Source organism: Methanomethylovorans hollandica DSM 15978, from assembly GCF_000328665.1.
Taxonomy (GTDB): Archaea; Halobacteriota; Methanosarcinia; order Methanosarcinales; family Methanosarcinaceae; genus Methanomethylovorans; species Methanomethylovorans hollandica.
The window spans coordinates 1947699-1960207 of the sequence record NC_019977.1 but is presented as its reverse complement, the minus strand read 5'-3'; the positions used below and the strand labels follow the sequence as shown (position 1 = coordinate 1960207).

10 protein-coding genes and 1 pseudogene are annotated in these 12509 nt (G+C 38.9%); 8 read left to right on the top strand and 3 right to left on the bottom strand.

Annotation, left to right across the window (positions count from 1 at the left end; genetic code table 11):
- Positions 1-120: 120 nt before the first annotated feature.
- The 3 genes and pseudogenes from METHO_RS09405 to METHO_RS09395 form a co-directional block, all read right to left on the bottom strand.
- Positions 121-876, bottom strand: a complete 756-nt coding sequence (locus METHO_RS09405) for a helix-turn-helix transcriptional regulator (RefSeq protein ID WP_245546277.1) — start codon at positions 874-876, stop codon at positions 121-123.
- Between the two features lie 157 nt (positions 877-1033).
- Positions 1034-1504, bottom strand: a complete 471-nt coding sequence (locus METHO_RS09400) for a metal-binding protein (RefSeq protein ID WP_015325299.1) — start codon at positions 1502-1504, stop codon at positions 1034-1036.
- A 137-nt stretch (positions 1505-1641) separates the two neighbouring features.
- Positions 1642-2752, bottom strand: a pseudogene (locus METHO_RS09395) (transposase).
- A gap of 220 nt (positions 2753-2972) precedes the next feature.
- Between METHO_RS09395 and METHO_RS09390 the strand changes: the two are divergent.
- The 8 genes from METHO_RS09390 to METHO_RS09355 all read left to right on the top strand — a co-directional run bounded on the left by METHO_RS09390 (position 2973) and on the right by METHO_RS09355 (position 12386).
- Positions 2973-4142, top strand: a complete 1170-nt coding sequence (locus METHO_RS09390) for an AlbA family DNA-binding domain-containing protein (protein ID WP_015325298.1) — start codon at positions 2973-2975, stop codon at positions 4140-4142.
- A gap of 129 nt (positions 4143-4271) precedes the next feature.
- Complete coding sequence (locus tag METHO_RS09385; protein WP_172635196.1) at positions 4272-4463, top strand: hypothetical protein; 192 nt, start codon at positions 4272-4274, stop codon at positions 4461-4463.
- A 152-nt stretch (positions 4464-4615) separates the two neighbouring features.
- Positions 4616-4930, top strand: a complete 315-nt coding sequence (locus METHO_RS09380; RefSeq protein WP_015325296.1) for a DUF6951 family protein — start codon at positions 4616-4618, stop codon at positions 4928-4930.
- Between the two features lie 108 nt (positions 4931-5038).
- Positions 5039-5887: a DMT family transporter gene (locus METHO_RS09375; protein ID WP_015325295.1), complete on the top strand. Its 849-nt coding sequence runs from the start codon at positions 5039-5041 to the stop codon at positions 5885-5887.
- 132 nt (positions 5888-6019) lie between these two features.
- The gene (locus METHO_RS09370; protein WP_015325294.1) at positions 6020-7459 is read left to right on the top strand and encodes a ribulose-bisphosphate carboxylase; all 1440 of its coding nucleotides are present in this window, start codon (positions 6020-6022) and stop codon (positions 7457-7459) included.
- Between the two features lie 118 nt (positions 7460-7577).
- A complete protein-coding gene (locus METHO_RS09365; RefSeq protein ID WP_015325293.1) occupies positions 7578-8315 on the top strand; it encodes an AzlC family ABC transporter permease in 738 nt (245 codons plus the stop codon).
- Complete coding sequence (locus METHO_RS09360; protein ID WP_015325292.1) at positions 8312-8659, top strand: branched-chain amino acid transporter permease; 348 nt, start codon at positions 8312-8314, stop codon at positions 8657-8659. Before METHO_RS09365 ends, METHO_RS09360 begins: the two co-directional genes overlap by 4 nt.
- A 490-nt stretch (positions 8660-9149) precedes the next feature.
- Complete coding sequence (locus METHO_RS09355; protein ID WP_015325291.1) at positions 9150-12386, top strand: tetratricopeptide repeat protein; 3237 nt, start codon at positions 9150-9152, stop codon at positions 12384-12386.
- The last annotated feature ends 123 nt before the right edge of the window (positions 12387-12509 follow it).

The window sequence follows — 12509 nt, the reverse complement described above, 5'->3', positions numbered from 1 at the left end:
TAACAGGCAGAATTCCTGCCTGTAACTACTTTCCCATTAAGTGAAATGATATAAGGTCGCTTTTTACTTTATAATGTGCTTATAATACTCTTGTTTACAAAAAATATAATCTGGGGCGGCCTAAATTTCTGTTATCGGTATAGACTCATTCAAGTAGAAATCAAATAATTCCCTTCCCCATTTAAGTGCATCGGGGCCTTTACAAAACAGTTGAGTGTAGTCATATGTCCTATCCTTCGACAGCGTTCTTAATACAGAGCAATGATCGTTCTGAGCAAATGTGCCCAGAGAAATGTCTTTTGGGTATAGATAAAATTCTATCTTTTCATTGATAATGTATCCATTAACTTCTTTCTGCTCATTTGCTTTGAACTTTTGTAACAGGTCCATGTTGATTATAATTTTTACGTGTGAATTGTTAGCAATGAATTGGGAGATAATTGTAGTGAAGATCGGATGTGCAAAGGTCAGGATAAATAGCAGATCTTTTGAGATTGCACATGTTTCAATGAAGTCTTTATTTATTTCATATATGTTCACTAAATTGGGTTCGATCACTTTACAGCCCTTTATTTCGCGGAGTCTGTACAAAAGGGATGAGGGTATGAACCTTAGGTCCCGATCTCTCCAGTAATCGATGTCACCATCAAAGACATCTAATGTGTCTAACAAAGGTATCATTTTATCAACTACGATCTTTCCAAGAGTAGTCAATTCGTAAATGCCATTATAATGAACGATCAGGTGTATATCTTCAAGCATTTTAATCTGAGGCAGCAGAGCCGGTCTCTTAGTATCCAGCGCTTTTAGCAAACTTTTCATTTCTTTTGGCCCATTCTGCAACAACAAGAGTACTGCCTTTCTCTTGTCCGACATGAACAATACGTCAAGCAATGACTTTTTTATCTGATCACACACCTTTATTAAGAAGCTTTCTTAACAATCGTTCTATTCTTATTTATAGATAATTATAATAGTTTTAAAATCTTGATCAATGAAAACAAGTGGAATATCTGATTTTGATATATAGGTCTTAGAAAATACTCTTTACCATCGAGAAGAAACGATCAGATATTATATGGACCTCTATTGACAGGATCATACCCACAGTGGCAGGAATAAGTAGCTCTTGAGGGATACTGTGTAGTCTGACACCTGAAAGCAGGGTCAATAAGTACAATATCAATACAAAGTTCAGCAGGATGGTAATAGGTCCAAGAATCATGCTGTGGGAAAATCCTCTGTGTTTGAATATGGTCCTGTAGGGCCACCAGAGTATCCTGAGCATCTTCCATCTTTTAGAGGGCCTGCTTTTTGTATCAAGATCGGGACTCAAGAAGAATGTTGAGAAGAGGTAGGAACAAGAAAAAGTAATTACAGTATAAGCATCCATATATCTCGAGAGTATTGCAGTTTCCTGCCATATTGTAAGATAAAAAATGCCTGCTAGTATAGCTGCCAGCACTGTAATGTTTATTGTCTCGTGTGTTTTTCCACCTGGCATGGTCCTTTTGCATCCTGGATATCTGTCTAGTGTCAGAATGGTGTAACTTGTATTATATTTTATGCTGGTTTCAGGATAGAAAAATAGAGGCCATCAAATTAGCTCCTTATATTTCTATTCTAATTTGATGTACTTTTTTAGAATAGCCTCCCAAACGAATTCCTGAGTTTAACTTTATTTTGCAATTCAGTAAGCACTAATAGTTGATAGGAAACGAAATTCAGCAGAGAGTAGAGAGCTCTGCTCTCTACTCTTATTCTTCTGACATCGAAGTTCATCGTATCTTTCATGTGGCCATGTACTTTTTCGCATTCTACTCTTTTCTTGTATAACTCCCAAAATAATTCATCGAGGATGTTTTGATTTCTTAGGTACATCCCAACTTGTTCTTGTCTTCCATTTTCATACAGAAACTTCAGCTTATTTTCTATTTTGGTATGAACTTCTCCACCAAGTTTCCACATTTTGTTCACCCAATGATCAATCCTCTCTACTTCACCTTCTTTGTGCAATACTGCATCACAAGAGTAGGAAATAATTGGTTTTGCATTCAGATGATACCATATATCTGCATTGTTTTGGAATGAGTCATAAGCTCCATCCGCAGCATAAAATTCAATATTAGCTTCCATTTTCTTTAATGCGTGTATGTGTTTGATAAGTTCCGTAGAATCAGAACTAAGGCCATTAGTATATGTCATAAATACCGGATAAGTTCCAATCATTGTAATGTGAGCTTTGTCCATTTTACATTTATAATGCGGATTATAATCCGCATATTTGTCATATCGTGAAGCTTCAAGAGGTGTTGAATCTATCTTGGCGTCTTTTAACTTTGAGCTTTTAAGAATCTTTTCGCCTACCATTATTATTAGTTCATTGATCCCCATCTTCTCCAAGTCTATATTTTACAAAATGATGGAGGGTTCCAGCTGAAGGAAGTCTTATTTGCCCATTTTTATCACAGAACGATAGCATAATAGCTTCTTCTTCTGTTAAACTGGATACTGTTTTTTCATAAGAGAGATTCCTGAAGCACTTTACAATAAAGAGCTTTATCATTGAGGAAACGTTATATTTAAAATGCCAACGTTTGTTGGTATACACAGTACGTTCAACGTATTGTGAAATGTCTTCTATACAGAGAAAATGAAGAAATTGGCAAATAGAGGCAGTTTCTCTGTAAAGATAGTTTTCTATGGAGTCCTCGAAGAGGACTCCTCTATACTCGATAGATTTTTTATCCATAAAGAAGCAAAATTTTTTATATTTATAGCTACCACTGACCAAAAAAAAAGAGAATAGCAGTATCAACGAAAAAAGGAATAGGTTTTTAAATCAAAATCCTAATTTGAGATTCTCAAAATAACAACTTCAATGAAGGTACGGACATTCTCCTGACCCATAAATTTATCTGGTTGACAGCTAAATTTTAACCTAATTCAACTTCGGAATGTATTGATACTATATGCTATTCGATAAGCCACTTGAGGATGTTACTTTTGATGATATTCAGGAATTATCCGAGGAACAGATAGAGGAATCGATGATCCTTGATTATAAGCAGGAGCTCAACGATTACAGTATTATAAAACAGGTTACGGCATTTTCTAATACCAAAGGTGGCTATCTGGTTTACGGAGTAGCGGAAACCGGAAAAGGAGGACATCCTCAGTCTATCAATGGAATAGAAAGCGATATTAATAAGGAAAGGCTGGAACAGATCATTCTGGGGAATATAATACCCAGGGTCAGCGTTCAGATAAAAAAGGTCCCCATCCCTGGCAAAGACAGGATCATACTAGTGGTCCATATTCCGGAAGGACAAAGTAAACCCTATTACAATAATCAGGATAAGCGATACTACAAGCGGTATAATTTCTCAGCTACCCCCATGGATGAAAATGAAGTAGAGTGGTTGTATCAGTCGCGCTTTTTCGGGATGAGCAAGCTTGAAAGATATATTGAGGAAGCTATCTATTCCAGTCAGAAAAAGCTTCCTCATGAGGTGCAATTACATGGAATTGAATCTCATGTGGTCGTAGCTCCGCTTAAGATCGATGGGCAGATGTTCGATCCTTCTTCTGAATTCGGTCTTAAGCTTATGGAATTATATTCCAGTAAAAAGAGCGATTGTGGCGATTATCTTACATATTCTATCAGACCCACAAAATCCGGTATTAAATGGGGCGATGAAGATAAAATCCGTAATGTGAACAATAAAGTTGAGGTCCACAGGAATGGGGTGGTCCACTCCATGAAAAACTGCAGAAGTTTCTTTCAGGACGATCACAGAAAAAGATTTGATGACGAGTTGCTTGCTTGTAACATATTGCATACTATCAGGTTCTCATCAACTTTCTATTCCAAGATCGACTATATTGGTAAAGTGAAGATCATGGTGCAAATATTCAACTGCACAAATTCTATTATAATAAATGATCAAAGAGAGCATGAAAATGGAACCGAATGTGATTCAGAAGAGATCCTTGTGGAAAGGCAGTGGGATTCCTGGAAACTGGAAGAAGATTCTTTATTAATTACTAAATACATCATGGATGAGGTCAGTAATTATTATGGATTATGGAGTTCCAGGCTGTTCCACGAAGAAGAAGGGATTATCACTTATGGGGTGTGATCTTTATCAGGTATTCGGTAATATCTTGTTCTACTGGATCTGATAATTGATTTCTGTCTATGCATGATCATTATGGGTGTTAATATGAATAAAATCGGTTTGTTAAAAATGTTAACTCAGGAAAAGAAAATGAGGAATCTGTTTCTGGGCTTTATCCTCCTTTCTCTGGCGAATATAGGTACAGATATGACCATAGCCCAGGTTCCTGTTACAGGTGATCTTGTTAATTCTTTTCTTGATATAATATTTGAAATAATTCAATTAGGTATACTTGCTAAGATAGCAAAGGACGGTTCTATATACAGAGGAAAGAATATGTGACCATGATCCTTCATGAGGTTTCTGTCACCAGTTCCAAATAAATTGTTATCTTTTTTGTAGGTATCAAAATCACCGGAGAACCTTTATTTTAGCAATTCTTTTACTATATATTCTGGGGAGTTTTCTTCGGTAATTGATGTAGGAGCTATTAAATGACAGATGTGACAATAAATTCTAGAATATGTGGCTATGTCCATGAAGTCAGCGGAAAGATCGATGGGAATAAAGTCTTGATAGAAATTGAGACTCCTTGCAATGTTGTCAAGAACATAGCACATATGGAAGTTCCCCTTGAGGGAATACATGGAATAAAAGATAACTATGTACTTGAAAAAGCAAGTCATGCACCATGTTGTGATACCTGTCTTGTCCCTATCGGAGTTCTGCATGTGTGCAAACTGGAAGCAGGATATATTTCAAAGTCCCTTGCTAAAAATATAGGCGATATAAATATTGAGTTTAAATAGATCAACAGCATATGCCCATATATTATAGCTGCAGAGGAAACTTTTGATAAATTGAGGCACTATCAGAGTAACTCTAATTAATTATACTGTATGGAGAAGAGAGTAAAGATGATACCTGCTGAGTTTCTTGTGGTCCTTTTTGGTCTCCTTGCAGCTGCATCTTGGGGTGCAGGAGATTTCAGCGGGGGCTTTGCCTCGAAAAAGGCAAATGTCTTTAGTGTTGTCCTGATAGTCCAGACAGTTGGAGTTTTCCTTCTTGCTGCTTCTGCTTACCTAATGGGAGAACAAGTACCATCATCTATTGGAATGATCTGGGGAGCAGTTGCTGGAATTTTTATAGGTATAGCTCTCCTGGCGCTTTATCATGGTCTATCTCAGGGTAAAATGGGGTTCATTGCTCCAATTTCTGCAGTTGTAGCTGCTTCTGTGCCGGTCTTCTATGGTGCATTCTATGAAGGACTGCCTGCTATGTATCAAATGGCAGGATTTATGTTTGCACTGGCAGCAGTTTGGTTAATTGCAGGCGGAAATAATGACATAGGGAAAATGCAGCTCAATGATCTCAGGCTCCCGTTAATTGCAGGAATAGGCTTTGGCATGTTTTTTATATGCATTGATCATGTCAGTGAATCGGCAGTGTTCTGGCCGCTGGCTGCCGCCAGGGCCGCAGCTGTTGCGATGATCCTTGCATTCATAGTTTTCAAAGGCTCTTTGTCGACCCCTTCAAAAAAAATATTGCCCGTTATAATACTGGCCGGTATTTTTGACACAGGAGGTAACACTTTCTTTGCACTGGCTTCGCAGGCAGGCAGGCTGGATATAGCATCTATCACTTCATCTCTATATCCTGCAGGCACTGTATTACTTGCATGGTTCATACTGAAAGAAAAGATGTCTTTAAGGCAGTGGATTGGTGTGCTTCTTGCCCTCATTGCGATCATATTGATCTCTTCATGAAGGATTGTGTCAAGTAACGTCTTATAATATTCTTGTAAACTTTTTTTCCTTTAAAGCAACTTACATATGTTTTTGTGTATTGTTTGATTAGGCTCCAAAAACTCAAATAGCATGTTAACAATTGTTATTAATATGAATCCAATATATGCAGATCTTGTAGCGTCGCTTAATCCTAAACAGCAATCTTACGTGAATTTGCAGCTTCCAGATCCTTATAACGGAGAATACCTGCTTAGTGTGTTCCATCTGGTCCCGGAGGGGAAATTGAACATACTTCAGGCAGCTGCTGAAACTGCTGCCGAATCATCTACCGGAACAAATTTTAAGGTCAACACTGAAACCCCTTTTTCAAAGACCATGAACGCACTGGTCTATAAGCTGGACCTTGAACAAAATCTTGTGTGGATAGCCTATCCATGGAGACTTTTTGACAGAGGGGGCAATATTCAGAACATCCTGACATACATAGTCGGCAATATCCTGGGTATAAAAGAGATAAAAGCTTTGAAGTTACTGGATGTATGGTTCCCATCATCGATGCTCGAACAGTATGATGGTCCAAGCTATACTCTGGATGACATGCGTAAATATCTTGGTGTATATGACCGGCCTATCCTCGGTACCATCGTAAAACCAAAGATGGGGCTTACTTCTGCAGAGTACGCAGAGGTGTGTTATGATTTCTGGGCAGGAGGAGGAGATTTTGTCAAGAACGATGAGCCTCAGGCAAACCAGGATTTCTGTCCTTATGATAAAATGGTAAAACACGTAAAAGAGGCTATGGACAAGGCAGTTAAGGAAACCGGCAGAAACAAGGTACATTCTTTCAATGTTTCAGCTGCCGACTTTGACACCATGATCGAAAGGTGTGAAATGATCGTGAATGCAGGTTTTGAGCCCGGCAGCTATGCATTCCTTATCGATGGTATAACTGCAGGCTGGATGGCTGTCCAGACACTCAGAAGGCGATACCCGGGTGTGTTCATCCATTTCCACAGGGCAGCCCATGGAGCTTTTACAAGGCCCGAGAATCCGATCGGATTCTCTGTACTTGTCTTATCTAAATTTGCACGTCTTGCCGGTGTTTCAGGTATACACACAGGTACAGCAGGTGTTGGTAAAATGAAAGGTACACCCGAAGAGGACGTCGTTGCTGCACATGGTATCCTGTATATGAGGTCTAAAGGCCATTTCTTTGAACAAACCTGGACCAAGATACCTGAAAATGATAAGGATGCCATGCATCTTGTGTCTGAAGATTCGGCCCATCATGTCATCCTGGAAGAAGATAGCTGGAGAGGCGTCAAAAAATGCTGTCCCATTGTTTCGGGCGGACTTAATCCTATCAGATTGAAGCCTTTCATTGATGTAATGGGAAATGTGGATTTTATCACAACCATGGGCTCTGGAGTACATGCCCATCCAGGAGGAACTAAGGATGGAGCAAAGGCATTGGTTCAGGCATGTGATGCCTATCTCAACAAGATGGATATTGCCGAGTATGCCCGGGAACACAGCGAACTGGCGCAGGCGATAGATCACTTCACAAAGGCACAGAAAGATGCCATGTGATGTTATCGATGCAACTGCAAGGGTATACATTTTGGCGAACTACATCTTTTTTTTTTATTTATTATTCAGACGGGACAATGTTAAATACTAATTAAGAATTCGAATATTGTTTGTTAGCATGGAACCTGAAAATAAAACACTCTTCTTAAATGCATTCAAGATCACTTTTCCTGTACTTCTTGGTTATATTCCTCTGGGAGTTGCTTTTGGTTTCTTGATTTCAGGAGCAGGCTATCACTGGTCATATGCTCTTTTGATGAGTATCTTCGTCTATGCAGGATCTGTGCAGTTCATAGCAGTGGCACTGCTGTCAGCAGGTGCAGGGCTCACAGAGTTCCTGATCATTACTCTACTTATCAATCTCAGGCATTCATTTTATGGTCTTTCCATGCTTGAAAAATTTTCTGCTGCAGGAAAGATCAAAACTTATCTTATATTTGCACTTACTGATGAAACATATGCCCTCCTTACTACCACAGAGCTTCCGGGAAACGTTCCGAAAAACAAGTTTTATTTTTTCATAGCTGTACTGAACCACTTTTATTGGATTACCGGGTCAATGCTTGGAGCAGTGCTGGGATCAGTAATTGATCTTGATCTGGAGGGCATGTCTTTTGTACTTACTGCACTGTTCATGGTATTGACAATTGAACAGTACTACCATTCAAGTACACGTTTTCCCTTTATTGTTGCTGTTTTGGCAGGTGGTATCTCTCTTGTTCTATTCAGTTCCGAAAACATGCTTTTGTTTTCAATTCTTATAGGGACAATTATTCTGATCGTACATGAAAAAATAGTCCAGGCCAAAAGTTTCTCTATGTCTGCGGCAGATAAAGATCAGAAGGGGTGGCCATGACCAACGAAACGTTGTATCTGCTTGCTGTCATAACAGTTGTGGCTATTGCAACATTTATTACAAGGATATTGCCTTTTATACTTTTCAATTCAAAGGAGCCTCCCGGTTCAATGTCTATGATCGAGAGGAATCTACCTCCTATGATCCTTTTACTGCTTGTTTTCTATTGCCTGAAGGATGTACAATGGTTTCAGTCTCCTTATGGAAGCCCTGAAATCTTTGCAATAGCAGTCGTCACTGTTCTGCATGTATGGAAAAGAAATGCAATGCTCAGTATCTTCATCGGTACCGGCCTTTATATGTTGTTGATACAGTATGACATCTTTGAGCTTTTCTTTTCATAATCTAATCCTTGCGTCTTTGCATTAGAAATGATTTCTATTAAGAAATGAATATAAATAAAAATAGTGAAGATAAAAAGTGCTAATAAATTAAGAGCATTTTAACATTATTAATATTTTAATTAATTATTTGTTTATTATGTATACTATAGTTAAACACTCATGGTTTGTAACTTATGAATACTAAAATCACATTCAAGAGATCGTGCAATCAATACCATAAGTTTCAAACAAATGGTTTTCAACTATAATTCTGAAGCAATGAGGTTTTTCAAAAACTTACATCCGAATGGGTAGTTTTCTGATAAACATATCCATATTTATATTATTAAAACTAGATACTTTATTTATATTATATATACCATTACATAATAGATGCAGATTAATTTGGATATGGAACAGTCCATATTTTGTTCGCTTCAAGAAGAACAAAAATCTTATCTAATATAAGACAATAAAGTATAATCACTAGAAGTTCCTGACAGGTATTCAGATGGCATTAAACAGGTTATTCCTTTCAGTTTGCGCATTAGTGATGTTAGCTTTAATATCTACTCAGTGCGCTTATGGTATTGCTTATGACGCCAGGTCTCTCAATGACCAGGGTCTTGAGATGAGTCGCAACGCTTCATACACAGAAGCTCTGGAGTTCTTTGAGCAGGCCTTGGAAATAGATCCCCAGTCAATCGAAATTCTTGAAAATAAGGCTGAAACACAGTACCTCATGGGTGATCCTCAGTCAGCACTTAATTCATATGACGCTATTTTGAATAAATCCAATTCCAGTGAATTCCTTTACAAAAAAGGTGTCATGCTGGAGAATTTAGGTAGATATCAGGAATCCCTTAATATATATGAAGCATCTCTTAAAAAGTTCGATGCACAGTACTATAATCAATCTTCAGATCAATCTAACGTTTCTTCTTCCAACTCTTCCAACGCTACATTTTTAACAGATCTCAACGGTATGGCTTTCGACAGCGAATATATTCAATTGGTCTATCATAAGGGCAGATCTCTCGATGGTTTGGGCAGGCATGAAGAGGCTATGGTTTGTTATGACCACATACTGGATCTTTTCTCTACATATGCAAATTCCATGTATGATACCGGTTATTCTTATTTGCAGGTGGGAAGATACAATGATTCAATTGCATCTTTTGACGTAGCTCTTACCATGTTGCCGGATGATCCTAAAATGTGGTTTGCAAGGGCAGCAGCTTATGAAGCTATTGGAGAATACGAAAACGCGCTTGCTGATTATAATAATATTCTGAAGCTTGAACCTCTCAACGCTGAGGCCCTTTACGGGAAAGCAAGGGCAGCTACTAATCTTGGTGATCATGCTTCATCCATCGAAGCGTATAACCTCCTTCTGTCCGAGGATCCTTACAATATAAATGCCTGGTTACTACAAGCGCAGAGCTATGATAGTCTCGGACAATACACTGATGCCATCAACTGCTATGATCAGCTGCTTGTGCTTGATCCTCAAAATGCCACAGCGTGGAATAAGAAAGGAAGAACTCTGGATTCTCTGGGTCGCTATTCTGAGGCTATAGAGTGTTATGATCGTGCATTACAATTAAATTCGGATGGTTTTAGTGGTGTATCTATAACAGATATGTCATCGTATCTTTTTATAGATGAAGTCAATGCAATGGAGTGTTATAACAAATCTCCCACGTTTTCCACAGAGTCGGCACATATCTGGTATGATAAAGGTACAGCTTTTTATAATCTGGGCAAGTATGAGGATGCAATATCCTCATACGACCGGGTAACGGAACTTGAACCCAACTCCGCTATAGTATGGTACAATCGTGCAAAAGCTTTTGATATGCTTCAAAAATATGATGGAGCAGTTGATAGCTACAGTAAAGCTCTTAATGCAGAATCCTGTGCAAGAGTATGGTTCGAGAGAGGCATGGACCTTGACAAGCTTGGACTTTTTGCAGATGCCATAAAAAGTTATGATAAAGCCCTAAAAGAGGATCCTGGTTTTTCAGCTGCTCTATATGCAAAGGCTTCTAACCTGGAAAAAGTTGAACGCTACACAGAAGCTCTTACCGCTTACAACAAATTGCTGGAGCTACATTCAGAATCTGCAGACATATGGTATCGTAAAGGTATGGTCCTCGACAAACTTGGAAAATACGAAGAGGCCATTGTAGCGTATGAGCAAACACTCGCATTAGATCCCGGGTACCAGGAAGCCAATTTACGTATAATGATAGATACAAATCTTATAAATGCAGACGATACCGCAGAATCCATGAAAATGGTGCAGACCGACAAAGCTACGATGTTCCAGATCTTTAAGGGTATAGTCCCTACTCCTCTGAGCAATAATGAGACTTCCGGGTCTGTGAAAAAATCGATCAACAATGATGTTCCACAACTGGATATTTTCACTGTGGATTCTGTTGATGCATGGAGTGCAAAAGGTATTTCTTATCAGAATATCGGTAATTATAATGAGTCCCTGGTTTGCTTCGACAAAGCCCTTATGCTTGATCCGACATCTGTTAAAGTTTTGTGTGATAAAGGTTCAGCCCTGGTGGAAGCTGGGATGGATCTATGGGCGATTGAATGCTATGAAAGTGCTATCGCTTTTGACCCCGGATACTCTCCAGCATGGTATTCTCTCGGAGTTGTTTCTCTGAGCACTGGTGATTCAGACAGGGCACAGATTTGCTTTGATAATGTGCTTGCTCTTGAGCCTAACAACACTTCTGCTATGCTGCAGAAAGGGCGTGTGCTTTTTAGTACAGGTTCTTATGATCAAGCTCTCCAGTATGCAAATACTGTCATATCTATTGACCCGGAGAATTCTCAGGCTTTCTCTGATCGCGGTGATGCATACTATGCTCTTGAAAAATATCCTGATGCTGCATCGTCTTATGATCAAGCGCTTGAATTAGATCGTGGTAATGTCGATATACTTTATAAACAGAGCGTTGCTTACGAGAAGCTTGGACAATTTGACAGAGCAATTGGTAGTTATGATAAGATCATTGCAGAACAACCTGATAGTAAGGATGCCATATACCATAAAGGATTGGCACTTGACAGGATGGGCAGATATGATGATGCAGTAGCTTGCTATGACCAATTGCTCGAGCTGGACCCATCGGATACACTTGTAATGGGAACAAAAGCTTTTTCCTTCTATCTTAGGGGAGACTATCAGCAAGCACTGGCAGGATTTGATCAGGTGCTTGCGATCGATCCAACATCTGTATCCGCTATGTACCATAAAGGCACCATCTCATATCTCGTCAGCAGCTACAAGGGTTCAATTTACTATTATGACAAAACTCTTGAACTGGATCCCACATGTGTCACTGCCTGGTATAATAAGGGTTTCATATACAATTTAATAGGCCAGGTAGAAACATCTATATCCTGCTATGATAGTGCCCTTGCTATCGATCCCAGCTCCCGGTCCGTTCTTTACAACAAGCGATTCGCTCTGTATAGTATCGGTAAGTCATCTGAGGCCGAGATATGTAAAGAGACACTGGAATCCATTGATCCGGGCTTTGAACCATCTCTGAAGGACCGTGGAACGAAATTTTTCGTACCGTCTACGTACAGTGAATCTCTGGACTACCAACTTCCTGAAAGATGGTATCCTGAATTGGATAACAATACGCAGCAACAAAATGAAAGCATAGGGGCTGAGCTTCAATCGGTTCAGGTTCCTTCTTTCAATCCAGGGAATTGATGGTATCCGGGATTACTATCCTTTACCTTTTTCTTTTTAGGCAGTTATTTATTGCGTAATGTTCTCCACTCAAAGCATATTTATTGATTAAGACTTACTATACGTCAGAGAGACTTAATAAAC